The 26522-nt window shown below is 48.5% G+C and carries 23 protein-coding genes and 1 tRNA gene; 3 read left to right on the top strand and 21 right to left on the bottom strand.

Going from position 1 to position 26522, the window contains the following annotated elements:
- Window positions 1-148: 148 nt before the first annotated feature.
- From vexE to actS, 12 genes are all read right to left on the bottom strand, one after another.
- Complete coding sequence (vexE, locus tag HV345_RS04675) at window positions 149-2131, bottom strand: Vi polysaccharide transport protein VexE (RefSeq protein ID WP_181636313.1); 1983 nt, start codon at window positions 2129-2131, stop codon at window positions 149-151.
- 19 nt (window positions 2132-2150) lie between these two features.
- A complete protein-coding gene (vexD, locus tag HV345_RS04670; RefSeq protein ID WP_047499334.1) occupies window positions 2151-3455 on the bottom strand; it encodes a Vi polysaccharide ABC transporter inner membrane protein VexD in 1305 nt (434 codons plus the stop codon).
- Window positions 3456-3477: 22 nt separating this feature from the next.
- Window positions 3478-4173, bottom strand: coding sequence for a Vi polysaccharide ABC transporter ATP-binding protein VexC (gene vexC, locus HV345_RS04665; RefSeq protein WP_047499332.1), 696 nt, complete (start codon window positions 4171-4173; stop codon window positions 3478-3480).
- A 25-nt stretch (window positions 4174-4198) separates the two neighbouring features.
- Window positions 4199-4993, bottom strand: a complete 795-nt coding sequence (vexB, locus tag HV345_RS04660) for a Vi polysaccharide ABC transporter inner membrane protein VexB (protein ID WP_047499331.1) — start codon at window positions 4991-4993, stop codon at window positions 4199-4201.
- Between the two features lie 9 nt (window positions 4994-5002).
- Entirely contained in the window at window positions 5003-6070 is a 1068-nt protein-coding gene (gene vexA / locus HV345_RS04655; protein WP_181636312.1) for a Vi polysaccharide ABC transporter protein VexA, read from the bottom strand.
- Window positions 6071-6115: 45 nt separating this feature from the next.
- On the bottom strand, window positions 6116-7852 hold the full coding sequence (gene tviE / locus HV345_RS04650; protein ID WP_181636311.1) for a Vi polysaccharide biosynthesis glycosyltransferase TviE: 1737 nt from the start codon (window positions 7850-7852) through the stop codon (window positions 6116-6118).
- Window positions 7852-10347, bottom strand: coding sequence for a Vi polysaccharide biosynthesis protein TviD (tviD, locus tag HV345_RS04645; protein WP_181636310.1), 2496 nt, complete (start codon window positions 10345-10347; stop codon window positions 7852-7854). The genes tviE and tviD overlap by 1 nt, the downstream gene beginning before the upstream one ends.
- A 29-nt stretch (window positions 10348-10376) precedes the next feature.
- The gene (tviC, locus tag HV345_RS04640; RefSeq protein WP_181636309.1) at window positions 10377-11417 is read right to left on the bottom strand and encodes a Vi polysaccharide biosynthesis UDP-N-acetylglucosaminuronic acid C-4 epimerase TviC; all 1041 of its coding nucleotides are present in this window, start codon (window positions 11415-11417) and stop codon (window positions 10377-10379) included.
- Window positions 11418-11419: 2 nt separating this feature from the next.
- Complete coding sequence (gene tviB, locus HV345_RS04635; protein WP_016157409.1) at window positions 11420-12697, bottom strand: Vi polysaccharide biosynthesis UDP-N-acetylglucosamine C-6 dehydrogenase TviB; 1278 nt, start codon at window positions 12695-12697, stop codon at window positions 11420-11422.
- Between the two features lie 257 nt (window positions 12698-12954).
- Window positions 12955-13482 carry a Vi polysaccharide biosynthesis protein TviA gene (locus HV345_RS04630; protein WP_046274927.1) on the bottom strand — a complete coding sequence of 176 codons (528 nt, stop codon included), beginning with the start codon at window positions 13480-13482 and terminating at the stop codon, window positions 12955-12957.
- 1250 nt (window positions 13483-14732) lie between these two features.
- Window positions 14733-14806: transfer RNA gene (locus tag HV345_RS04625), tRNA-Gly, on the bottom strand.
- A 79-nt stretch (window positions 14807-14885) separates the two neighbouring features.
- Entirely contained in the window at window positions 14886-15644 is a 759-nt protein-coding gene (gene actS / locus HV345_RS04620) for an amidase activator ActS (RefSeq protein WP_181636308.1), read from the bottom strand.
- A gap of 166 nt (window positions 15645-15810) precedes the next feature.
- Here actS and idi point away from each other — a divergent pair, with 166 nt between their 5' ends.
- The gene (idi, locus tag HV345_RS04615; RefSeq protein ID WP_181636307.1) at window positions 15811-16359 is read left to right on the top strand and encodes an isopentenyl-diphosphate Delta-isomerase; all 549 of its coding nucleotides are present in this window, start codon (window positions 15811-15813) and stop codon (window positions 16357-16359) included.
- Window positions 16360-16444: 85 nt separating this feature from the next.
- Here the strand turns inward: idi and lysS are convergent, their stop codons facing one another.
- The 5 genes from lysS to xerD all read right to left on the bottom strand — a co-directional run bounded on the left by lysS (window position 16445) and on the right by xerD (window position 22660).
- A complete protein-coding gene (gene lysS / locus HV345_RS04610) occupies window positions 16445-17962 on the bottom strand; it encodes a lysine--tRNA ligase (protein WP_005123357.1) in 1518 nt (505 codons plus the stop codon).
- A 9-nt stretch (window positions 17963-17971) separates the two neighbouring features.
- Window positions 17972-19070 (bottom strand): peptide chain release factor 2 gene (gene prfB, locus HV345_RS04605; RefSeq protein WP_100250065.1). Its coding sequence is split into 2 segments (ribosomal slippage): window positions 17972-18994 and window positions 18996-19070, totalling 1098 coding nucleotides; the frame shifts between segments, so codons are not numbered across the junction.
- Between the two features lie 217 nt (window positions 19071-19287).
- Window positions 19288-21021, bottom strand: a complete 1734-nt coding sequence (gene recJ, locus HV345_RS04600; protein WP_131346809.1) for a single-stranded-DNA-specific exonuclease RecJ — start codon at window positions 21019-21021, stop codon at window positions 19288-19290.
- Between the two features lie 5 nt (window positions 21022-21026).
- Window positions 21027-21740, bottom strand: coding sequence for a bifunctional protein-disulfide isomerase/oxidoreductase DsbC (gene dsbC / locus HV345_RS04595; protein ID WP_181636306.1), 714 nt, complete (start codon window positions 21738-21740; stop codon window positions 21027-21029).
- Between the two features lie 23 nt (window positions 21741-21763).
- On the bottom strand, window positions 21764-22660 hold the full coding sequence (gene xerD, locus HV345_RS04590; RefSeq protein ID WP_016154346.1) for a site-specific tyrosine recombinase XerD: 897 nt from the start codon (window positions 22658-22660) through the stop codon (window positions 21764-21766).
- A gap of 112 nt (window positions 22661-22772) precedes the next feature.
- On the opposite strand from xerD, the gene fldB reads away from it, so the two are divergent.
- Entirely contained in the window at window positions 22773-23294 is a 522-nt protein-coding gene (gene fldB, locus HV345_RS04585; protein ID WP_016154347.1) for a flavodoxin FldB, read from the top strand.
- Window positions 23295-23394: 100 nt separating this feature from the next.
- Here fldB and HV345_RS04580 read toward each other — a convergent pair whose 3' ends face one another.
- On the bottom strand, window positions 23395-23802 hold the full coding sequence (locus HV345_RS04580) for a protein YgfX (RefSeq protein ID WP_016154348.1): 408 nt from the start codon (window positions 23800-23802) through the stop codon (window positions 23395-23397).
- A complete protein-coding gene (gene sdhE, locus HV345_RS04575; protein ID WP_016154349.1) occupies window positions 23783-24049 on the bottom strand; it encodes an FAD assembly factor SdhE in 267 nt (88 codons plus the stop codon). The genes HV345_RS04580 and sdhE overlap by 20 nt, the downstream gene beginning before the upstream one ends.
- Before the next feature lie 257 nt (window positions 24050-24306).
- On the opposite strand from sdhE, the gene ygfZ reads away from it, so the two are divergent.
- On the top strand, window positions 24307-25287 hold the full coding sequence (gene ygfZ / locus HV345_RS04570; RefSeq protein ID WP_019077629.1) for a tRNA-modifying protein YgfZ: 981 nt from the start codon (window positions 24307-24309) through the stop codon (window positions 25285-25287).
- Window positions 25288-25366: 79 nt separating this feature from the next.
- On the opposite strand, the gene HV345_RS04565 is transcribed toward ygfZ, so the two are convergent.
- Window positions 25367-26026, bottom strand: a complete 660-nt coding sequence (locus HV345_RS04565; protein ID WP_016154351.1) for a hemolysin III family protein — start codon at window positions 26024-26026, stop codon at window positions 25367-25369.
- Between the two features lie 163 nt (window positions 26027-26189).
- Window positions 26190-26501, bottom strand: a complete 312-nt coding sequence (gene yqfB / locus HV345_RS04560) for a N(4)-acetylcytidine aminohydrolase (protein WP_101700204.1) — start codon at window positions 26499-26501, stop codon at window positions 26190-26192.
- Window positions 26502-26522: the final 21 nt, after the last annotated feature.

Below are 26522 nucleotides of genomic sequence, written 5' to 3'. Positions count from 1 at the left end.
ATTATATAATTCTCCATTTTTCAGCTCGTTAGAACGAAAAAAGCACCCGAACGTTAATGAACGGATGCTTTCTAAATCGAATAACTCAGTTTTACTTAGCGGGCGGCCCCGCCTGGTGCGCCAAAGGCATCGCGGGGCAAACATCTTTTCAGCCCGAAGATGATTCATCCCTGCGCGTGATATTTCGCCAAATCCCCCCCGACAGTCTCAGATTTTCAGGCCCGCTATTCAGGATTTGGGTTACACATTTCAGGTAATTGTCTTTCCAGCGCTCAATAAAAGAAGACTGGCTTTCGAACCTCTGCGGATCGACCATTTTCTCCAAAACAAAATGGATGCGCCCGTCTCGCCACACCGGAACACCAAATACGGTGGGTAAGTGCATTTTCCAGGCAAGTCGAGAGCAAAAGGTGGAGTAGGTAATCTGCTGGCCGAAAAAGTCGATAGTCGGCGCGCTCAAATTCAGCGCGCCGTCGATCGCTACAACAAGCGACTGCCCACTATGTAAGGTCTGTATGCAGGCCCTGACCACGTCCGCTTCGCTTTTGTCACTAACCGAAATCAACCGCTCACCGTAGCCCCCTTTGAGCACGCCAGGCGTGGAAGCCACCCATTTACTGTTCATTTCCAGCAAGGAGAGGATCATCGGCCCGGCATACATTGCGCCCATATGAGCCGATACAACAATGCAACCACGCTTATCGAGCTGCAGCCGTTGGAAAAACTGCTCGACATGCGATATATCGGCCAACCGATACATCGGTTCGTCGGCCTGCTCTCCACGGCATTCAAGCCAGTCGAGGAGATAATTATCGGCAAGATACCCCCACTTCGCCCGGCGTTCCCATTCATCGCGCTCGATACCGGACTGTCTGCCGGCAACTTCCCATGCCCAGTCAAGGCGCTCAGGCGGTAGATTAACGGCAGATATTTGCCCATCAAGCGCCAGCAGCCCCTCTTCGAATGACTGAGGCAGATGGCTTGCTCTGGCCTGAATATAGTGCTCAAAGATGCTTTCCGCTTCGCTTGTTTTCCCCGCCTGTAACAACGCCGCCGCGGCATAACGGTTCCATTTACTGGTCACCCCTTTTTCCCTTGCCAGTTGTACAAACTCATCGCTGGCAGCAGCGTATTGCCCAACCTGGCGCAGTGCTCGGGCATACATGGCTCTGACATAAGGAAGATCAGGATGAGTCGCGAGCGACTGCTGCAGTAACGGAATGGCTTTCTCATTCTGACCCGTTCTGATTAAGGCATCGGCATACAGGGTCACGATCCGTAAATTATCAGGGTTAAATTGCAGGGCATGACGCCAATGCTCAGCGGCCTGAAGCTTCGCTTCCCGGCTGCGACCAGATTGATAGTGGGCAAGCCCCAGGCTACGACGCAGCGCTGCACCATCCAACCCACGGGCTAATGCAGACTCCCCAGTCTGAATGGCTTCCTGATATTTACCGACAGCGCACAGCGTATCAACCGCCAGCCCCGCCGACTCCTGCTTTTCTAACGCGAAGAAAGGGAGCAATGCGCGGGCCAGGTCATGATCTTCTGGTAGGCGGCTTTTATTTAAGAAACGGAGGCAGGTCTCAATCATATCTCCCCGCGGGGGAACTTCCTGCGCCTGTGTTCTGGCCAACGAGATTGCCTGTAACTCTTTATCCACCAGCGTCAGGCTGCGCAGATGGAGGGCAAAAATTTTGCTATTGCCCGAAAAAGCGAGCCATGCCCGCTCGGCTAAGTCAGCAACAGTCGCATATTGTTTACTCTTAAGCAGCACGCTTGCGACCAGCAGGACATCCTCCGGCTGGCACACATTCACCGCCAGCAGTTTGTTAACCACCTGTAGTACAGCGTCCCGATGATGTGATGCCAGTGGTGAAATAACCCAGCGTCGCAATAAATCACGGCTATTCTTTGCTGTCAGCACACGGTCGGACAACAAAGTCAGCGCGGCATCTGTTTCATCTTTACGCAAACACGCGATAGCGAAGAGAATAATGTTTTGCTCATTTCCAGCACTATCTCGCACTTTTTCGGGATGCTGCCCGAAATAGTGACATAGCCCCTCCCAATCCTCTTGTTTGAGCAGGGTGGTTGGCGATTTTTTTTTACATGTAGAGTGCAAGCTCATCGTATTTCCTTACTCCGCCTTATTCACGCATCCGCCTGATAGTTATCAGGAGAGAAGTCACCAGGTATGCGATGCCCAGCAACACGAAGAACAGTAACCACTTTGTTCCATCGGCATAGCGAGTGGTGTCAGACACCACCATCGGTTGAGAAATGATCAGCAAATACCGTCTCTCACGTAGCGCTTGAAGTTTCCCTTGCTGTAAGGTCTGTAAGGCAGATTCCCAGCGTGTTTTGGCGATCTCACTCTGCAGGCGAAGATCTTCAAACAGGGACAGGCTTTCTGAAGAGCCTTGCGACCCTAACTTATTTGACAGGCGGTTACGTTGTTCGCCGATCTGCTTTTCCAGGACCTTGATTTTGGCCGACAGGCGAGGAATAAGGGGGTTCTGATCCAAACCATTAGCCATTAATTGCGCGTATTCCGCTTTCGCCTCCGCCAACTGCGTTTCAAAGCCAGCAATTAATTGATAAATCGCGGTCACGGTTTCCTGCGGTTCAATATCTTTTTGTATATGCTGTATTTTTAGCAATTCAAGCCGAGCTGCCCCCAGGTTTTCCTGGGCCGATTTAACATCGTTTTCCAGCCATAAAATTCGTTCCTGCTGCATCCGCGCTGAAACGGTATTAACGTGCTGTTCAGCAAAAGCCAGAATGCGCTGGGCAAAAAACTCAGCCTGTTTCGCACTCCGCGCCTTGACGTTTAAACGCAGCATGCCCTGTTGAATATCGACAGCAACCGAGACTTTCGATAAATAGTAACGATAAGGATCATCATTAATACCCAGCGGTGCATGGTAGCGGGAAAATAATGCGATATCGTCTTGCGCGAAATAAGATAAAAAACCGAGATCTTTTTCCATCCGCTCCATCATTTCTTTCGAAAGTATAAACTCGCGAACCTGAAAGCCCTCCGACATCTCATTGCCTGCACCAAAGAAAGCTGTTCCAGAAAAATTATCCTGGCTGGCATCAGTTTGCACAATAAAGGTGGCATCCGCGCTATAAAAACGCGAAGTTAATAGCCACGACATAAGCATAATAACCAGCAGCGGCAAAGCAATATAAAGAAAGAGCCGACGTAGCGATTGTTTGGCTTGCTGAACACGTCGCTCTTTAATAACCAATGACGCTCTACGGACGGAATCAGCATCCGTCGCGGACCAACCGGCGTCTGGGCGATGTTGACTTTTCGCATCGGCCGTTTTTTCTGTCTGGCGAAGGGCGCGTTCATCCTCTTTTTGTTTCAGTCGCAAGGCTCGGCTTTCTTCTGCTACCTTCGCCCTTTCCTCTTTCCATTTTTTAATACGTTCTGAATTTTCCACTCTCTATCCGTATATTTTCTATTTATATATCAAAGGAATAATTATCAGTTTGAAGCATCGCCTGATTTGACTGATATTGTTCAAAAAGCGCAGATGCCTGTGCTAAATCTTCACACATCGTAATTTTCCCATGCAGCAGTACGCCAAACGCATGACAGTGTTCTTTAATAAGCCGAGGGTTGCGCGTTAGCACAATCAACCCTTTCTGTTGCAGCTCATAAGCTAGCGCCGCCTGCATACGCAATTGTGAGGTATTATCCCCGGTGTACAGCTTGTCATCGGCAATATAAAGGCGACAGGGAAGCAGTAAATTAATGGCAAATGCCAGATGCGCTTTCATCGTGACAGAATATTCACTCACCCTGTCGGTATAGCGCTGTTCAAGCTGGGTCAATTGATAGCAGAAATGTGAAAACTCATCGCCATCCAGGCCATAAAGACTGGCCATCATGCGCGCATTCTCTTCGCCGGTTAACCCCGGCAGAACAAAAGCATTTGCCCCCAGTGGGAGCGCATCACCCCGTAGCCCAATAAAATCCCCTTCATCAGGAGCATCTATACCGCACAGCAATCGGGTTAGCGTCGTTTTGCCTGAACCAGGGGCCGCCAGAATACCGATATGCTCATGGTAATCCATGACAAAATCTGTTTTATCAAGGACCACCCGCGGGCCCTTATCAGACTCAAAATAGCGTGTACAACCTAATAAACCGAACACGAACGCGTCTCTCCTGAAGCCAAAGTCAGTGATTTTCAGTGTCACAAATCAGGTGAAAAATGATGCCCGCGAGGAATAACGTTGCGGAAAATGCCAGAGGGTAAAGAGGTTCAAGGTACAAGGAGTTATACCCCTCAAACATTCCTTCTCTGACTATCTCATTAGCATGAAGTAGAGGGTTCCAGCTGAATATGCTTAATAATGAATAGGGCAATTCATTCGCCGTATAAAAGACAGCTGAAATCAAAAACATCGGTCTTAGCACCACAGGAACGGCTTTGTAGACCAGCGGAAACCGTTCAGACAGTGCGTCACAAAAGTAACCAAACGATAACCCCAGAAGCCATGCGATAACCATCCCTTCAAAAATCAGGATCGGTTTCTGGGCTTCCCAACGGGAGAAGATAAGAAAGTTAATCAATGAAACAATAATATAAATGATAACCGCATTAACAAATTCGACTGCGGCAAGAGCAAAAATCACATGTCTTTTCTTAACCTGCGAGACAACCGCCAACGATGTGGAGAATGAACGGGTGCGCATGGTTGCGGTAATGGTATAACGAAATAACAGATACGGTAATATACCTGCAATAACAAAGCTGATATCGTCAGTGAATATTGGCACGGTGCGATTTAAATATTGAAAAGAAATAACGGTAATGGTTATCCATACCAGTGGTACGGCCAGCACCATCATATAGTTTAGCAAATTACCGTTATAGCGTGTTTTGATATCGCGTGACATTAACAAAATGATTAACTCACAGACGGTAATGAGTTTCATAAAATAATAAGTATTATTTTTCAAAATATTCATATGGCGACGTTAGAAAGAATTAGAGCCGCGGATCAAAAAGCTATCGAATGCGGCTTTCACCTTAGCGAAATCAGTCAAAGAGGCGTTCGAGATATAGATAACATCGCCGTCTTCCACCCGCATGGCCTGTGCTAAAAACACCGAGTCAGGTTGGCTCATATCGACATGATAGATATTCAGCTTACGCATCTGCTGTTTCGCCTGTTCCGCTTCGTCATGCTTGTACAGAAAAACCGCCTGCGGATCGGCAAGATTGTCGTTTAATCCTTTCGCCAGCGCCAAAGCATCCACTACGCTGGAATGACGCTGAACCAGAGCATGTTTCCCCTGAACACCCGCCGCGCCGAGCACATTAACATACTCGGTCACTTGACGCAGAGTGATACGGTCATCCGGCTGTAAGACAATATCCAACCCGGGATACTGATAAATATCTGACAGTCGCGCATTGAAATAATGCTGCTGGCGCGTCACGTGAACTTCCATCATATCTGCGCTGGTATTTTCTACTGCCGCCGCCGTTGCCAAAAAATGACTAAGACGATTCATACTCTGTTCGAGAGGGTAGCGACCCGTTTTCCCGCTGCCCTCGACCGTCACCATGGCTCCGGTGCGGGCGGTAAGCGTCACCAGCACCTGAGGATTCAGGACAACGCGCGAAAGTCGCTTTCTGATCTCTTCAGCCAGTTGTGTCACATCCAGCCCGGTAACCGGGATTATCCCGGCATAAGGCACCTGAACGATATTACCGTCAGTCACAAGAATATTTTCAAAATCCGCCCGGTCGCCGCTCGCGTTATTGGATAAGTACCCCGCCCCGCCCGAGGATAAAATAGTGATATGCAGCACATCGCCTTTAGCCAAAGATGTCCAGTGCCAGTTATTTTCGGCAAAGACCGGATCGACAATAGTTTTCGGCACAGTATCGACATCACTCAGTTTTAATGTCGGTGTGACTTCAACCAGATGATAATGAGGATCGTCCTGATTAATCAGGCTGGATTTAAATACCGCCCTAGGAATAGTGCATCCCGAAAGCAGAAAAAACGTCGTTAATAATATAATAATTTTTTTCATAACTTATTTTATAAATGAAATAGCTGAAAAAATGCTGCCCATTAATTAACGAGGCTGAGAGGCAATGGTTTGTACAAACGTTCCCACCATATGTTCCACGGTGAAGCGTTCTTGTAAAAATGACTGCGTCTGTTGGCAAATACCGGTTCTGCTGCGCCATAAATTGACCAACTGTTCTGCATAGCGGCAGGCCTGGTCAAGATTGACCGTCTGTGCATCATCAAGAATGAAACCCGAAACACCCTCAATAAAGCATTCTGCCGATCCACCTGCAGGGGTTGAAATCACCGGCACCCCGACCATTTGTGCTTCAATGAGCACATTGGGTAGCCCTTCATAACGCGAAAACAAAATGAATACGTCCATTTTTTGCAGCCAATACCCCACGTCACGCGAGACGCCAACGAATAGTATTCTCTCCAGAATCCCCAACTGTTCGGCGCGTTTCTGCGCTTCAGCGCGCAAATCACCATCGCCTACCAGCACAAAGCGTGTGGCGGGGTGGTGCTGTAAATAGCGTGCTGCAAAATCAATCCATGCAAAAGGGTTCTTATCGCCTACAAAGCGGAAAACGCCACCAATAGTCGTGTCCGCATCCTGGGTTTTTTGCGTAAACTGCTGCCAGATTTTATGTGGCACCTCAGAAGAGGGGTCGGTAGATGGCGGTAAGACGCCGTTATATACAACCTGGAAGTGCTTCGCCTCCAACTTTAGCCAGTCGGCATAATGGCGGGTCACACAATGGTTGTTACTCATAAAATCAACGCCAGGCACGGCCGCCAGCGCCTGGTAAAGAGGCTCATATTCCGGCTTGAACAGACGCTTTCTCACCACCGGCGGTAAGCCACGTAATCCCAGTTGAATTCTGGGCACGCCAGCAATCAGCGCTGCAAGCGTAATCATCAGACAAGCGCCATCCTGCCAAACGGAGAGATAATCCGGCTTGCGCTCGCATAAGTGGGGGACCAGATGCTTGATGCCGTAGTTACACACCGGCGGCAGATGAGAGAGCAATAAGCGCAACTCCGGAGATTCTATTGTCGCATCGTCAAAGAAGTTTCCGGTAATCTTCGCGATTTCAAGCACCTCGACCTGTTCTTCCAGCACTTCTTTCAGGAAAAAGTCTTGCCTGAGTTCCGGTGCCAGGGAGCGAATAATGAGCTCTACCGGCTCTTCTACTTTCAGGCCGCCAATTTTCCCCTGTTGCCGATATTTTCTGGCGATCTCGATAGCCAGCCTGGAAATCTGACGCTCTGCACCGCCGCTACCTAGCGAGCCTGTACAGAGCGCAAGGCGACCAAAAGATCCGACGGGAAGCTGCCGCGGCTGACGATTTCGATAAAACAAGATGGCATGCTTCATTGCAATAATACGGGTGTTGGTCCCCACGGGGATCGCTTCCCCTTCAAGGCGTTCAAGCAAATCGCAGATCTTATTTATTTTGCCTAAATAATTGTTATATTTTTTCTGCACGCCAGTGCTAACCTTTTTAAGAATTTGCTGCGCATCTTTGGCTAGTCCCGCATTATATAAACGCCGCGCATACTCATAACGTGCTTCATCATTGTTTTGTGCAATCAGCGTTTCGTAGAGCGCGTATGCACGCGCCGTTTCATTGAAATCATGAAGAAATTCTGCTTTTTTTAGCATCGCTAATGAAGTTAAAGCCTCAGCCGGTAATTCACTGTCAATTAATGCAATAGCTTGCGCAAGCTTCCTCTCTTGTTTCAATGTTAAAAGCGTTTTCCCTAGCGCAGCTAACTTTTCTTCCTCCGTAATCATTACGACTTCCCTGATGTATTTTTTTGTAATGCGGTTATGCAGGTCGAGATCTGCCTTGTCACCGGCTCCGTTGGCCCATTCACTTTCTCCAGTCGCTGCCAATACTGCAAAGCCTGGGTGTAGTCGCGTAAATGCATTGCATTTAATGCGGCATATTTCAAGGCATAGGCATTTTCGCTATCAAAAACGAGTAATTTTTTCGCATAATCCAGATGTTCATAAGACGCGATAGTGCTGCCGCCATCCTTCAGTGACTCATTAAATAATCTGATAATTTGCTTATATTCACGCATCAGGCGAGAAACATCAGGATCAATTCGTTTCAGGCTAATCAATACAGACAATGCTTCATCCAGACGCCCTTCAGTTTTCTTCTGGCGTACATATTTAAGGGCTCTGGTTGCAACATTGCGACACTCTTTCTCAAACAGCTCGTTCATCGAGGCATTCTGGAATGATGGAGAAATGCTCATGACGTTAGCAATCAAATCAATGAGGAACGGAATGTCGTTAATATGACGTATACTGCGTAACATAATCGACTGCAGGCTGGTAATATTCGAATTACGAATCAAGGTCATATGGGCTAACGTGCACGCGTCTTTCCAGGCACCAAGATTCACCAGCGTTCTTGCACAATATACGGTGCTAACGGGATCGAACTCCAGAAGTGGCCACACTATTTTCGCCCCTACCAGGATATTTTCATAATCCTCACGCTCATACATTTCTCTTAATTTCTCGCGCCATGCCGTTTTAACTTCATTATTAAAGCGAGAAATACGTGCATGGGGATAAACCATAAATGCAGAGAAGGTGTAGACCAGCGAAGTACTCAGTGAGACAAAATCATCAACCGAATGTAGCGACAGCGCGGTATTGTTCCATGCCACAAAAACGTCGTGGAGTTTATCTTTATACGAGGTGCTAAGCGCCTGATGATAGCTCATATTCTTGATGCAGAAAGCTGCGTGGATGACGAGACCGGTATCATGAATCGTCGACAATACCGTCAGCGCAAATTCTGACTCATGGCGGAGTAACTGCTCAAGCGCATGCTTGAAAATCAATTCATCACTGAATTTGATTGCCAAAGATAACGCTGTTTCCATAAACGCATCATTTAGGCGCTGCGATTGAATGCCGGCATGGAAAGCTTCGGAGAATGCGTTGCCATCATTGAAATATTGCGTGCTGCTCAGGAAATTAACCCATCCGCTTTGGGTTTCAGGATTCAATAACAGTACACTTTTCCAGTATTGATATGACTTATCAAACAGCTGTAAAGCATCGGCTGAGCCGGCGGCAACGGTAAGGACTTCTTCATCTTCAATTTCATTGGAAAGCATCATCTCGGCCGTCGATAAGGCTTCCCGCCAACGCGCTAATCCATGCAGAGACCTCAGCCGACAACGTAATGTGCTGTCCGTCGTACCGATAATTTTCTCAACATCACTAATATCCTGATAAGCCTGTTCATAATAACCTAAACGGCTGAAGATTACGGACCGAAGTTGGATTAGAACGGGCTCTTGCTGCTGATTTCTTAATGCGGCAAAAAGTTGCTGTGATGCAGCAATAATGTCGCCATCGGCAAGCAGCTTAGTGATCGATAATGTAATCTCACGTATTTGGTCCTGTTTCTCTTGCCGCCTCTCATCAAGATGATGCTTAGTATTGTTGATCACTCCCTTAAAAATAGCCGCAACGATCGCATCACCAAACATGTCGGTATAATGAGTAAGATCGTCGCCATTTTTTTCCAGGGCTCGTTTCTGCCCCCACTTTTCCATCAAATTTGTCGGGTTAACGCAGGGAATATCCATCCTGGCGGCGATGGTCTCGACATTTTTAATCAACCGACTGCGGGACTGAATGACGGTTCCAGCACGAGTCACGGCATCAACATGGGTCATAAACATAACGCGATCGCGACCAAGAAGCTGAATGATTTCCATCATATCCTGTTCGATAGCATGCTCATCCATCTGCTCAACATTAATATTGCTTAATAAGGCACGATCGTCTTCCGACATTCCGGCAAAACAGGGATCGTCTTTGAGATAGGCCAGCAGTTTGTGTTGATTCCCTTGCGTGGCCAGCGACCAGTACACACGCGCCCGCTCTGTTTGGCTAAAAAACTCATAAAAATGACGAGTTATATAATTTTGTTGTAAGCACAACCCATAGGCCATAATCTTCTTCTGACTTGAAATCTCAACGACATAGAAATCAGAACGACTATGAACGTCGGTTTTTGAATAATTTACAGCAGTTCTAAAAATAAAAGGCCGGACCTTTTCAGGAATATCTATCAATCCCAAAATAAAACGGACCTGCTGTAATGCCTCGCTGCTCGTATGCGTAAACCCATATATTTTCTTAAAATTAGCCTTGAAATTAAAATAAGGCTGAGCTCTTTTTACCGGACTCGCGATACGGCAACTACCAATGGCTGTAAGCGTAAACATCTCTGACGATTTCATTAAATTCATCCACGTGAAAAGAAAGTGAGTAGTTATACTCAGGAATACAAAGCAGTCTGTTTATCGATATACCATTTTAGAGTCTGCTTAAGTCCTTCTTTAATATCAAATTCAGGCTCATATGATAGAAATGTTTTTATTCTGGTAATATCTGCCTGACTATGCTTAACGTCACCGTCACGAAAATTTTTATAAATTGGTTCAGCACTAATTTGTTCGTCCCGCCATAAATTCAACCCATCGCGGATGAGATAATAAAGCTCATTTAGCGAAGTTCTGTCTCCAACAGCCACATTATAGACTTTATTTTTTGAGTCTAAATCATTAGTCGTTGCTGATAATAAATTGGCCTGAATCACATTTTCTATATAGCAAAAATCGCGGCTTGTTGAACCATCGCCATTGATATAAATTGGTTCATCTTTAAGAAGCGATAGTATCCAGCGAGGAATGACTGCAGAGTATGCTCCGTTAGGGTTTTGGCGACGGCCAAATACATTAAAGTAGCGTAGGCCAATAGCGTTAAAATCATAGCTGCGAGCAAACACCTCGGCGTACAATTCATTGACGTATTTTGTAACCGCATACGGGCTTAATGGCCGGCCGATCCGTTCCTCAATTTTAGGTAAATCGGGATGGTCACCATAAGTACTACTGCTTGCGGCATAGGTGAAACCAGATACATGTGCATCTCTCGCCGCCGTCAACATATTTAAAAAACCATCAATGTTAGCGCTATTTGTCGTGATAGGATCCTGCAAGGAACGTGGTACGCTTCCCAGAGCGGCCTGATGTAAAACGTAATCGACATTCTCACAAACAGCCTGACAATCGGCAAATGACCGGATATCCCCATGAACAAAGGTAAACCGCGACCATTGTTCTTCACTGACAGCGGCACGCACATCCTCTAAGTTATGTTGATAGCCAGTTGAAAAGTTATCCAACCCAATTACTGTTTGATTTAAATTGAGTAGTTCTTCTAATAATCCAGAGCCGATAAAACCTGCTACGCCAGTAATAAGCCAACGTTTTGGTTCAAGAACGAGTTGTATTTTTAATTCATCATAGGCTGTCATGATTATAACCTCACATCTGACTGCTCAGGCGAAAGGATATACTTCAAATCATAAAGCACATGTTTATCTTTTCCAAAGCCACGAATATCAGTACTCCCCATCTTCTTAAACTGCTCATGGCCAACGGCAACAATAATGGCATCATAAGAAGCCGCCTTGATTTCTGATACAGGTATAATCCCGTATTCCTCTTCGACTTCCTCAGCATCCACCCAAGGGTCAAAAATATCAACATTACAGCTGTAATTGCCCAACTCTTTTACAACATCGATAATGCGGGTATTCCTGATATCCGGGCAGTTTTCTTTAAAGGTGAACCCCAGAATCAGAACGTTAGAACCCTCAACATTAATCCCTTTTTTGATCATGGCTTTGATCAACTGTCCCGAAACATAGTTACCCATATTATCGTTCAGTCGACGACCCGCGAGGATAATTTCCGGATAGTAACCGATGCCCTGAGATTTATGAGTCAGATAATAGGGATCGACGCCAATGCAGTGACCACCAACCAGTCCAGGACGGAATGGCAGGAAGTTCCATTTACTTCCCGCTGCTCGCAGCACGGCTTCAGTGTCAATCTCTAATCGGTTAAAGATAATCGCCAATTCATTTACCAGCGCGATATTAAGATCGCGTTGGGTATTTTCAATCACCTTTGCCGCTTCCGCGATCTTAATGCTTTCCGTTTTGTACGTTCCTGCCGTGATGATCTGTCGATAGATCTCATCAACCAGACAGGCCGTTTCTGCAGTTGAACCTGAGGTAATTTTCTTGATAGTTGTCAGACGATATTTTTTATCGCCGGGATTGATGCGCTCTGGGCTATATCCGACAAAGAAGTCTTTGTTAAATGTCATCGCTGACATACGCTCAAGGATCGGCACGCATTCTTCTTCAGTACACCCTGGATATACCGTAGATTCATACACCACGATATCCCCCGGCCTCAGTACTTTGCCAACAGTTTCACTTGCCATAATCAAAGGGGTGAGATCTGGTTGCTTATAATCGTTGATCGGCGTCGGGACGGTAATGATGTAAAAATTGCATTCTCTGATTTCATCAATTGATGAGGTAAACGTCAGATGGCGAGCATCACGTAGCTCTTCTTCTGTGGTTTCGAGATTGACATCGATCCCTTCTTTTAGCTCGAGTATACGTTTATGATTAACATCAAAACCAACCACCTGACGAATTTTCCCAAATTCAGCAGCCAATGGTAAGCCAACATACCCGAGTCCAATAATGGCAATTTTTACATCATCTTTGCTGATCATTACTGATAAGTCCCTTATTTAATAATTATTAACTTTAAATAAATCCCAGATGTTTTCTGGAACGCTACCGCCCCTGACGTTCTTAGCCAGCGTATCTATTCTTATCGAAATCACGACAGTTTCTAGTCTAAGCAAGGCTAGAAATTTTATATTTCCTAATTTTAGTTAAATGGAGGTCGTATGCAGTATCCGTTCTAAAACAACAATTAAAGATCGGATCTTTAATTGTAATTCTTAATGAGAAAACGCATAGCATTTTATTCTGGCAATAGAAGATATCGAGGGTCTCGCACGCCAAATTTAAGGGCGATCTCTTTTCTCCAACGATACAATGTTGACGGCGAGTTCATAAATCTATCCTGAAGCTCCTCCATACCGCTTTCGGTTAAGAAGTACTTCATCTTCATGATATCTTTGTTGCTAATCTTAAAGTTACATTCCCTTCGTCCTGCCGTTATCTTGTCACCATTTCGTCGATATAGGCTTATTTTCTTAATCATCTCCGACACAGATGTTGAGGTATCGAAAACAGCAATAACATTTTTGATATTATCCAGCCAAAAAAGAGCCAAAGGCATCAACCGTGAGCTGGAAATGATGATTATGATTTTATTGATATTTTTATTCCGTGAGAAAAAAACCAAGGTGCTACGTAAGCTATATTGATTAAGATTCACGAATAAATAATTTCTTTCGTTTGTAATCAGTGACATTTCATCAATAACACTAGCGACACCACCCCCAAAGTAAATATCATTAGGTGGCCAGAAATGTTGATACTTCATGAAGCCTCCATAACCTCAAAAAACTCTATTTCATCCATGGAAAGGTAAGTGTGTACTTTTAAGCACACCGACCCTCTAAAAAATACCTAACAATCGAGTAATTGATTTTATTAATATTGCTAAATACATGAGATGAACTTTTACACAACAAGGATGTGATATCAACCCCTCGCCATTCATAGTTAAAAGCTATCAATCACTCATTCTTAGATTTAAATTACTAATGGATATCGGCATTTTAATACGATTATTGGTTGTATTATTAGCACCACCTGTGAAACCGTACTTTCATCTTTTATTCAAAATGAGAAAATTCTCAAAACACAATGAAACATTTTCTTACAAATTACCAGCATACATACTATGGTTAAAGGTAGCCTGACTGAATTGTCACCCATGTCTCTACCTTTAAATTCTTAGCTATACCGTGTGAGATTTTAATCAGTACAACTGAAGTCTATCTAACTATATTTGCTATATTTTTCAACAACAATGACAGAATATACACAAGGCTAACGAGCCCCCCGGCATAGCAAGCATTCAAAATGGTACAAAGTACTAAAGTAATTCGTATATTTTTGTGTATCTACATAATTTCGTTACCGGATAATGAGAACAAAACTAGTCACCTTAAGAAATTATTACTAATGATAAAACTCCTGAAGATATTTTTAACAAAATAGATGTCCACCATGTTTATCCAGGCAAAATCCTACCAAGTCTAAACCATTTAAAACCTGTTACTGCCGATTAGAGAAAATTGACCTACGAAAAGGCCACATTACTTATTTATGAAAGATGACTAATCTTATATCGTGTTCAAAAAAGATAACTATGGAATTATAATCTAACAATTAACTACGTGACCTGTATTAGCGTTGATATATTTTCAGACAGACAATCAAACATACTCCTTAAAATTTCTTAAATAAATTCAATTGATTGATAGTTGATTTTTTGTACCACGGGGGAAATGCGATATTTAAGACACCAGTATCGCGAATTGAAAGGCTTAACCAGCATATACAAGGCTGTACTATCCGAGAACGTCAAAGATTTCTCTTTGGCCCCTGTGGATAGTTAGTTTCATATGAGGTATCTGAGGTATCTCCCGCCAGGGGAGCCTATCGTCTCCCACAATCGCTTTAGCCTGCATAGTCGTGCATTGAGTCTGTCTGACCGTTAAACAAAGAAACACATTGAGATTACGAAGGATAATTGAATCAGGAGAGTCAGTGAGAAGTAAGTCGTGGAGCGGGCGAAGGGAATCGAACCCTCGTATAGAGCTTGGGAAGCTCTCGTTCTACCATTGAACTACGCCCGCATTGGAGTGCGTAAGGGATTATAAACCTTACGCTCCTCTTGGCAAGGGACTAACTGACTGACTGGCGATTAATTCACCGTCAGCATTTTGGCTTACTGCCCTGCGGTGGCAAATAACGCAGCGGATCGATAGCCGTCGCCCGATAGCGGATCTGGAAATGCAGCCGCACCGTGGTCGCATCCGAGCTGCCCATCGTCGCGATCTTCTGCCCGGCTTTCACGTTTTGACCGTTGTTCACCAACATGGTGTCATTATGCGCATACGCAGTGATGTAGTCCTCACTGTGCTTAATCATAATGAGATTACCGTAACCCCGTAGCTGATTACCGACATAAACCACCTTCCCGGCTCCGGCGGCATAAATCGGCGTACCGCGCGCAGCTGAGATATCAATGCCTTTATTGCCGCCGTCCGCGGTTGAATAAGGCAGAATCACTTTACCGCTGGCAGGCCACTGCCAGCAGCGCTGCCCTACCGGAGGCCAGGAGGATTGCGGTACGGACGAAGATGGTCTGACCGCTGCCGTTTTGGTTGAGGATTTCGTCGTTGTTTTGCCAGAGCCTGAACTGGTTTTCGCGCCGCCGCTGACCTTCAGCTTTTGCCCCACTTCAATGGTATAGGGCGGTGAAATATTATTCAGGCGTGCAAGCTCTTTTACGCTGGTCCCGGTGGCGCGCGAAATACGGTATAGCGTATCTCCCCGCTTCACGGTATACACGGAGCCGGAATAACTTCCTGTATCAGACGACTTGCTCCCGGAACAGCCTGCTAACAGCAGACCGACACACAGCAGTATCGCGATACTCAGGCCATTTTTCTTCAGGCGTCCTGCACTCAAAACAATACCTCGCAACATTTTCAGACGCTTTATCATAGCAGCCAGAAACCGGATGCCAAATCATATCGCGCAACGAAGCGTCGACTCTGGCATTTCACACCCTCTGTTAATCATTCTGACTTAATACAGCATATAATGTGAATGCTTAAGATTGATGGTGGACGCTATGCGACAGGAACATGTCATTTTATTGAATGAGCAGGGCCAGCCCTGTGGAACACTGGAAAAGTATGCGGCGCATACCGCCACAACCCCCCTGCACTCTGCTTTCTCATGCTGGATATTTAACGAGCAGGGTCAACTGCTGGTCACCCGCCGTTCGCTGCACAAAAAAGCCTGGCCAGGCGTCTGGACCAACTCTGTCTGCGGTCACCCGCAGTTGTGTGAAACCACCGAAGCCGCTATTATCCGCCGGGCTAGCTTCGAGCTGGGTGCAGACATCGACTCGCTCAGCCCCGTGTATGCTGATTTTCGTTATTGCGCCACGGATCCGAGTGGAATAGTGGAAAACGAAGTATGCCCGGTTTATGCCGCACATATCGTCAGTGAGCTACAGCTAAACCCAGATGAAGTGATGGATTCCCAGTGGAGCAATCTTGAGGATGTTTTAAGCGGGATTGACGCGACGCCGTGGGCTTTTAGCCCGTGGATGGTAATGCAGGTTTCAGATGTTAAGGCGCGAGAGTTACTGCGCAAGTTTGCCAACGGGAATTGATTGCCTGACGGGGCTACGCCCATCAAGCCTACATAACGCATCGTAGGCCTGATAAGGCATCAGCCGCCATCCGGCATTTCACATCTTACTTAACCGGGCGCATTGCCGGGAACAGGATTACGTCGCGGATAGTATGGCTGTTTGTGAACAGCATAACCATACGGTCTATACCAATGCCCAGGCCCGCAGTCGGCGGCAGACCGTGTTCCAGAGCGGTAACATAGTCTTCGTCGTAGAACATCGCTTCGTCGTCACCTGCATCTTTGGCGTTAACCTGATCCTGGAAACGCTGCGCCTGATCTTCTGCATCGTTCAGCTCGCTGAAGCCGTTACCGATTTCACGTCCGCCAATGAAGAATTCGAAGCGATCGGTGATTTCCGGATTTTCATCATTACGACGCGCCAGCGGAGAAACTTCTGCCGGGTACTCGGTAATGAAGGTCGGTTGAATCAGGTGCGCTTCTGCAACTTCTTCAAAGATTTCGGTCACGATACGGCCCAGACCCCAGCTCTTCTCAACTTTGATGCCGATAGATTCCGCAATCGCTTTTGCAGAATCGAAGTTATCCAGATCGGCCATGTTGGTTTCCGGACGGTATTTCTGAATCGCTTCGCGCATTGTCAGTTTTTCGAACGGCTTACCAAAGTCAAAGACTTCTTCGCCGTAAGGCACTTCAGTCGTTCCCAGAACGTTCTGCGCCAGCGTACGGAACAGCGATTCGGTCAGTTCGATCAGATCTTTGTAGTCCGCATAAGCCATGTAGAGTTCCATCATGGTGAACTCTGGATTATGGCGAACAGAGATGCCTTCGTTACGGAAGTTACGGTTAATTTCGAATACGCGTTCGAAGCCGCCAACCACCAGGCGCTTGAGGTACAGTTCCGGTGCGATACGCAGGTACATGTCCAGATCCAGCGCGTTATGATGGGTGATAAACGGACGCGCTGCCGCCCCGCCAGGGATCACCTGCATCATTGGGGTTTCTACTTCCATAAAGCCACGACCAACCATGAACTGGCGGATACCAGCCATAATCTGTGAACGCACTTTAAAGGTATTGCGGGATTCATCGTTAGAGATGAGGTCCAGGTAGCGTTGACGATAGCGCGCTTCCTGATCCTGCAGACCGTGGAATTTATCCGGCAATGGGCGCAACGCTTTCGTCAGCAGACGCAGCTCGGTGCAGTGGATAGACAGCTCACCGGTCTTGGTCTTGAACAACTTACCTTTCGCGCCGAGGATATCGCCCAGATCCCATTTTTTGAACTGCTCGTTGTAGACGCCTTCCGGCAGATCGTCGCGAGCAACGTACAGCTGAATGCGGCCGCCAACATCCTGCAGCGTAACGAATGATGCTTTACCCATAATACGGCGGGTCATCATACGGCCAGCAACGGAAACCTCAATGTTCAGCGCTTCCAGCTCTTCGTTTTCTTTCGCGTCGAAGTCAGCATGCAGTTGGTCTGAGGTATGATCGCGACGGAAATCGTTCGGGAAGGGGATCCCCTGCTCGCGCAGGCTCGCCAGCTTCTCACGGCGCGTTTTCAGTTCGTTGTTAAGGTCGGCTACCGCGTCAGCGCCCTGTACGTGTTGTTCAGACATGTTGGTTCCTCATAACCCTGCTTTCAAACTTGCTTCGATAAATTGATCCAGGCTGCCATCCAGCACCGCCTGCGTGTTGCGGGTTTCAACCCCGGTACGCAGATCTTTGATGCGGGAGTCATCAAGGACATAAGAACGAATCTGGCTACCCCAGCCGATATCTGATTTAGTATCTTCCATCGCCTGTTTCTCGGCATTCTTCTTCTGCATTTCCAGTTCATAAAGCTTCGCTTTCATCTGCTTCATGGCCTGGTCTTTGTTCTTGTGCTGGGAACGGTCGTTCTGACACTGCGTCACAATCCCGGTCGGGATGTGGGTGATACGCACCGCAGATTCGGTACGGTTAACGTGCTGACCGCCCGCACCAGAAGCGCGGTAAACGTCAATACGCAGGTCCGCCGGGTTGATATCGATATCAATATCATCGTCAACTTCCGGGTAGACAAACGCAGAGCTGAACGACGTATGGCGACGACCGCCGGAGTCGAACGGGCTTTTACGCACTAGGCGATGTACACCGGTTTCAGTACGCAACCAACCGTAAGCATATTCGCCAGCAATTCTGATGGTCACGGATTTAATACCCGCCACTTCACCTTCAGATTCTTCAATAATTTCAGTCTTAAAGCCGCGCGCTTCAGCCCAACGCAGGTACATACGCATCAGCATGCTTGCCCAGTCCTGTGCTTCCGTACCGCCTGAGCCAGCCTGAATATCGAGATAGCAATCTGCGCTATCATATTCACCGGAGAACATACGACGGAATTCCAGCTGGGCCAGCTTATCTTCCAGCGTATCAAGTTCTGCTACGGCTTCGTTAAAGGTTTCTTCGTCGTCGGCTTCTACAGCCAGTTCCAGCAGGCCGGAGACATCTTCCAGGCCTTGGCTCATCTGATCAAGCGTATCAACGATGGCCTCAAGGGAGGAACGCTCTTTACCCAGCGCCTGCGCGCGTTCGGGTTCGTTCCATACGTCCGGCTGTTCCAGCTCGGCGTTTACTTCTTCCAGACGCTCTTTCTTGGCATCATAGTCAAAGATACCCCCTAAGAACGTTGGAGCGCTCCGTGAGGTCCTGAATGCGGTTATTTACCGGATTAATTTCAAACATTGTCTGATTTCTTTTATTGGACTAGTCAAAATGCGGTTATAAGAGCGGGATTGTAACTAATCCACACCCTTTTTTATAGCGAATATACACATCATCCTTCAAGCTGCCTCTTTGTTGGCTGCGCGATTTCTCCCCATTCACGTACTACTCGTACGCTCATGGAGACTCATCCACTTGCCGCCTCGATGCAGCTTGAATGATTTTGTGTAAAGTGACGCTAAAGTGGCCAGATATTATCGATTATAATCTGCAGGCTGCGGTTGCCGCGAAACTCATTAATATCCAGTTTGTAGGCAAGCTGAACTTCGCGAACACCGTTATCCGGCCAGCAGGTGGTATCAACGTTAAACGCAATACCGTCCAGCAACGGTCCACCACCGACGGGCTCCACCATCACCTTCAGATGACGCTCACCGACCAGACGCTGCTGGAGCAGACGGAAATGCCCGTCAAACAGCGGTTCCGGGAACATTTGTCCCCACGGTCCGGCATCACGCAGCATTTGCGCGACCTCCATGGTCATCTCCGCCGCGCTCAGAGCACCGTCTGACACCACTTCGCCCTGCAGTAAGGCGGGGTCCAGCCACTCGGTTACCAGTTCGCCGAAACGCTGCTGGAAACGCTCAAACTGCGCCTCTTCCAGCGACAAACCCGCGGCCATAGCGTGACCGCCAAACTTGAGGATCATACCTGGATGAAGAGTGTCCAGGCGCTCCAGCGCATCGCGCATGTGCAACCCCTGAATCGAGCGCCCGGAGCCTTTCAGCGTACCGTCACCGGCCGGGGCAAACGCAATTACCGGACGGTGAAAGCGCTCTTTAATACGCGATGCCAGAATCCCCACCACTCCTTGATGCCACTCGGGATGGTACATCGCCAGACCGCCCGGTAGCGTTTCGCTACTGCGCTCCAGCTTTTCACACAGAGTCAGCGCTTCCGCCTGCATACCCTGCTCGATCTCTTTACGCGTCTGGTTGAGTGCGTCCAGCTCATTGGCCAGCACGCGTGCTTCACCAATGTTGTCGCACAGCAACAGCGCCACACCAACGGACATATCGTCCAGACGCCCCGCTGCATTCAGCCGTGGCCCGAGGGCAAAACCTAAATCACTGGCAGCCAATTTGAGTGGGTCGCGATTGGAAATCTCCAGCAGCGCTTTTATACCAGGGCGGCACTTTCCGGCACGAATACGGCTTAAGCCTTGCCACGTCAGAATGCGGTTATTGGCATCCAGCGGGACCACGTCGGCCACCGTACCAAGCGCAACCAGATCGAGCAAATCCGCCAGGTTCGGCGGCGCAATTCCTCGTTCATCAAACCAGCCTTTGTCACGCAGGAAGGTGCGCAGCGCCAGCATCAGATAGAAGGCCACGCCAACGCCAGCCAGCGATTTAGACGGGAATTCACAATCGTGCAGGTTAGGATTGATGATCGCTTCAGCGCCCGGCAGCGTGTCCCCTGGCAGATGGTGATCGGTCACAACGACCGGGATCCCCAGCGTTCTGGCATGTTCAACACCCGCGTGGGACGAGATGCCGTTGTCGACGGTGACAATCAGTTGAGCGCCACGGGCATGGGCCTGATCAACGACTTCCGGGCTTAAGCCATAACCGTCTTCAAAACGATTAGGCACCAGGTAGTCCACGTTACTGCAGCCCAACGCGCGCATCGCCAGAATGCTGAGCGCGGTGCTGGTCGCGCCATCGGCGTCAAAATCGCCGACCACGATGATTCGGGTTCCTTCGCGAAAAGCGTTATAGAGGATTTCAACCGCTTTTTCGACACCGTTCAAATGCTGCCACGGCAGCATGCCTTTCACACTACGCTCAAGCTCCTGCGCGCTGCGCACGCCACGGCTGGCGTATAAACGGCGCAGCAATGGCGGCAAGTCGGCAGGTAGCTCGGCGGTCTCGTCGGCTTCACGCCGACGAAGTTGTATCTGTTGTTTCACGCGAATTATTTACCGCTGGTTTGTTTTGCATGTGCGTCGAGGAATTCTTTCATCTCTTTCGGGCCCTGATAGCCAGGCACTACATAGCCATTGCTCAGCACAATCGCCGGCGTACCGCTGACGCCAAACTGTACGCCCAGCGCGTAGTGGTTAGCGATGTCCACATTACAGGTCGCAGGCTTCACATCTTTGCCAGCCATGGCGTCGTCAAAGGCTTTGTTTTTGTCCTTCGCACACCAGATAGATTTCATACCCTGCTCGGCCTGGCTTTCCAGTCCCTGACGAGGGAAGGCCAGATAGCGTACGGTAATCCCTAACGCATTGTAGTCTTTCATCTCTTCATGCAGCTTGTGGCAGTAGCCACAGGTGATGTCGGTGAAAACGGTAATGACGTGTTTTTCCTGCGGCGCTTTGTAGACGATCATCTCGTTTTCCAGCGCGTTCAAATGCTTCATCAGCAGTTGGTTGGTGACGTTTACCGGGCTTGCACCGCTCACGTCATACATCGGTCCCTGAATAATATGTTTACCGTCTTCGGTAACGTACAACACGCCGCTATTGGTCAGTACAGTTTTCATGCCCGCAACCGGAGCAGACTGAATCTCGGTACTCTGAACACCCAGCTTCGCTAATGACTGGCGAATCGCCGCATCGTCTGCATGTACCATGCCGGAAAACGCCGTCGCCAGCAGGGTGAACATCATAAAACGTTTTTTCATAACCTATCCTTTCCTGTCAGCACTCACGCTCGCGGGTGATGCTGTTGATGTAGTTGCCGCAAGCGCTCCGTTGCGACATGAGTATAAATCTGCGTTGTCGAGAGGTCACTATGCCCCAGTAGCATCTGCACCACGCGCAGATCAGCGCCATGGTTGAGCAGATGCGTGGCAAACGCGTGCCGCAGGACGTGCGGGGACAGCTTTTCGCTGTCGATTCCAGCCAACACAGCATAGTGTTTGATACGATGCCAGAAGGTTTGACGAGTCATCTGTTGCGCCCGCTGGCTGGGAAACAGCACATCTATTGATACACCGTTGAGCAACCACGGACGCCCATGCTCCAGGTACGTTTCCAGCCAGTACACCGCCTCCTCACCTAACGGGACAAGGCGCTCTTTATTACCTTTACCGATCACCCGAACCACGCCCTGACGCAGGCTGACGTCACTCATCGTCAGCCCCACCAGTTCAGACACGCGCAGGCCTGTGGCATACAATACTTCCAGCATGGCTTTGTCGCGAAGTTCCAGCGGTTGTTCTATCAGCGGTGCCTGCAGAAGTCGTTCGACCTGTGCTTCGCTGAGATCTTTGGGCAGACGCTGCGGAAGTTTAGGTGATGCAAGCGAGGCGCTGGGGTCATCTTCGCGATATTTTTCACGGTACAGATGCTGAAAAAAACGCCGCATTGCACTGAGCAAGCGTGCGGAACTGGTGGCTTTATATCCCCCATCCATCCGCTCAGCCAGCAATGCTTGCAGGTCATCACTCTGCGCGGTCGCAAGCGAGGCGCCGCGGTGATGTAGCCATTCAACAAGCATGGTCAGATCGCGACGATACGCACTTAGCGTGTTTTCCGCCAGATTTCGTTCCAGCCACAGGGCATCAAGAAACTGCTCGATGCGCGCCAGATCCTGTTCCACTCGCGCCCCTTATTTCACTCTCATTTTGATGCATTATGCCTCATTGTGCCGAGAATGCGGCGATTCTGTTACACTACCCGCAACGCTACAGCAGAATTGAGATGTTTACGTCATGAACATGGGTCTTTTTTACGGTTCCAGCACCTGCTATACCGAAATGGCAGCAGAAAAAATCCGCGATATCCTGGGTCCCGAACTGGTGACACTGCACAACCTCAAAGATGATTCCCCGACCTTAATGGAGCAGTATGACGTGCTCATTTTAGGCATCCCGACCTGGGATTTCGGTGAAATCCAAGAGGACTGGGAAGCGGTCTGGGAGCAACTGGACGACCTCAACCTGGAAGGCAAAATTGTTGCGCTTTACGGTATGGGCGATCAGTTGGGATACGGTGAATGGTTCCTGGATGCGCTGGGTATGCTGCACGATAAACTGGTCACCAAAGGCGTAAAATTTGTTGGTTACTGGCCAACCGAAGGATATGAATTTACCAGCGATAAGCCCGTCATTGCCGATGGACAGCTGTTTGTTGGCCTGGCGCTGGATGAAACAAACCAGTACGATCTCAGCGATGAACGCATTCAGGCCTGGTGCGAGCAAATCCTTGGTGAAATGGCCGAACACTGGTCCTGATAACCATTTTGCCGGATGTAGGCGTAAACGCTATATCCGGCCTACATGCCGCACCGAACCGTAGACCTTAACGCTGCACGCCATCAGGCATTCATCAGCATTATCCCTGCTTCGCCTGTTGCAGTATTAACCGCCGCAAATCCCGCCACTCCGCGTCATCCATACTGTCTGCCGCCAGCCACAAATGCTGACGTTTTCCGGCATCGGAACGTAAACGCAGCATCATGCCTGTTTTGACCATCCAGGGTGCGCTAGCAATAGTCCACTCTTGCCCTTGCCAGCGCAGACGACCGTCCATCAACAGCCGAATCTCGCCCTGACAGGCATTGATTCGGCGCTGGCTACGGACGCTATCGAACACCACCAGAGAGAGCAGAACCAGCCATAATGGGGTGTAGCTCAATGGCCAGGGCATCAATAAAATAAATACCGCGACCAGCCCATGAATGAGCAACGAAAGCCATTGCGCGCGCCATGAAACGCGTAAATCAGATTGCCACTGGACCACGTTCCCGATTCCGTGTCTGGATAAGTCGCACCATCTGCTCTAGCTGAGCATCAGCCGGTTTCCCATGATTCATCAACCAGTTAAATAAGTCTGGATCATCACATTCTAGCAGACGGATAAAGATACGTTTTTCTTCATCACTTAAGCTGTCATATTCATGTTCGAAAAACGGCATGATCGAGATGTCCAGCTCACGCATACCGCGACGGCATGCCCAATGAATACGTGCTTTGTTGTTAATATCCATGTTCTTCTTCCTGTCTCGCGAAAACGAAGTATCCCGCTATTGTAACGTGTTTTTCCCTCATATTTACGGGAATATCAGCAAACGGAAGCGTGCTCGCTAAATAAAACCACATTAAGTCAAAGGATTCAGCATTTTTGGATTTCTCCTCGCAAAGCTTAATATATGGCACAAATAGCCTGTTTAAACCGCTTGCAATGGGCCATAGCTCTTTTACCATTAGTCATTATCACTGCGTTAAGCAAATCAGGACATTAATTATGGCTTTTATATCTTTTCCTCCTCGCCAGCCTTTCGCGTCAACGCGCTTGCCTCTGACGCTAATGACGCTCGATGAATGGGCGCTCGCCACCATCACCGGTGTCGACAGTGAGAAGTATATTCAGGGTCAGGTCACAGCGGATGTCAGCCAGATGACCGAGCATCAGCACGTGTTGGCAGCACATTGTGACGCCAAAGGTAAAATGTGGAGCAACCTGCGTCTGTTCCGCCAGGGTGACGGTTTTGCATGGCTTGAGCGCCGTAGTCTGCGCGATGCGCAGCTCACCGAACTGAAAAAATATGCGGTCTTCTCGAAGGTGGCGATTGCCCCGGACGACGAGCGCGTACTGCTGGGCGTCGCGGGATTCCAGGCGCGCGCAGCGCTGGCCAATCTCTTTAGCGAATTACCAAACAGCGATAAACAGGTCATTACTGAAGGTTCTTCCACCATATTGTGGTTCGAACATCCCGCTGAGCGTTTCCTGCTGATCGTTGATATTGCAACGGCGGAAACCCTGGTAGAGAAGCTGCGCGGTGAAGCGGAGTTAAATAACAGCCAACAGTGGCTGGCGCTGGATATAGAAGCAGGTATTCCGGTGATTGATACTGCCAACAGCGCACAGTTTATTCCGCAAGCCACCAATCTGCAGGCTCTGGGCGGGATCAGCTTTAAAAAAGGCTGCTATACCGGTCAGGAAATGGTTGCTCGCGCAAAATTCCGCGGAGCCAACAAACGTGCCATGTGGACGCTGGCAGGTGCGGCCAGTCGGGTACCGGAAGCAGGTGAAGACCTGGAGCTGAAAATGGGCGAGAACTGGCGTCGTACCGGCACCGTACTCGCCGCGGTGCAACTGGCGGATGGACAGGTACTGGTGCAGGTTGTGATGAATAACGACATGGAAGCCGACAGCGTGTTCCGCGTTCGTGACGACGCGAAAACGCTGCATATCGTACCGCTGCCTTATTCGCTGGAAGAGTAAATCGCCGGGTGGTGACTTTATCTTACCGGGTCACGCGTTTTAAAGACCCGGTAAGCACAGCACCGCTGGGTAATAATAATTACGCCTGCCCCACGTACAGGTAGATCGCCAGGAAATGGCAAACGCTGCCACCCAGCACAAAGCCGTGCCAGATCGCGTGGTTGTATGGAATGCGCTTACAGACGTAGAAAATAACGCCCAGCGAATACACCACACCACCAACTGCCAGCAACGTCACACCACCCACCGCCAGCTTAACCGCCAGTTGATACACCACAATCAGCGATAGCCAGCCCATCGCCAGGTAGGTTACCAGCGACAGGACCTTAAACCGGTGCGCAATGGTCAGTTTGAATAAAATACCGAGCAGCGCCAGGCTCCAGATAACAATCATCAGTCCACGTGCCAGCGGCGAATCCAGCCCCACCAGCAGAAATGGCGTGTAGGTCCCGGCAATCAGCAGATAAATCGCGCAGTGGTCGAACTTTTTCAGCCAGACTTTCGCTCTTTGATGGGGGATCGCGTGATATAAAGTTGAGGCGAGGAACAGCAGGATCATGCTGCCGCCATACAGGCTATAGCTGGTTATCGCCATGGCGCTGGCGTTGGTATCCACTGCCTGAACCAGCAACAATACCAGTCCGACAATCCCAAACACCAGCCCGATACCGTGACTGATGCTATTGGCTATTTCCTCTGCCAGCGAATATCCCTGCGCAATTAATGGCTTCTGAACCATATTTTACTCCCGAGAAACGAACACTATCGTGATTGCTCCTCTAGCGTAACTGAGAATGGTTCCAGTGAACACCTGTTAGCTAAAATATTTGCCAACTAAATAACAATCCATAAAAATCATGATGTTATATTTTAATATTCAGCTAACAGGCGTACCGTTAAAATCAAAGGCATTTAAAATCAATCACATAAAATTGTGTTTGATCCGGGTAAATCTCGGCAATCACGTGTTTAAGTTCTTCTAGCGTCATGTTTTCCTGGTGAGCATGTTTCTCTGTCAGCGTATCCAGCGTGACGGTTGAGGTGCCAACAACCTCAATCGTGCAGAAGTACCCCTCATCTTCGAAGCGCCCAACCCGTAGAATGTCACCGGCTTTGAAGTGTGATTCGGACTCGTCACGAATCGTAATGGTTTTGCGTCCGGCCAGAATGTCATCCTGGAAACGCTGAAAAAAAGTGATGTCATTTGGCTGCATGTTATTATTCCCTGTAGATGA

This window comes from Citrobacter sp. RHBSTW-00986, assembly GCF_013783065.1.
Classification (GTDB): Bacteria; Pseudomonadota; Gammaproteobacteria; order Enterobacterales; family Enterobacteriaceae; genus Citrobacter; species Citrobacter braakii.
This window is presented reverse-complemented; position numbering and strand designations above follow the sequence as displayed.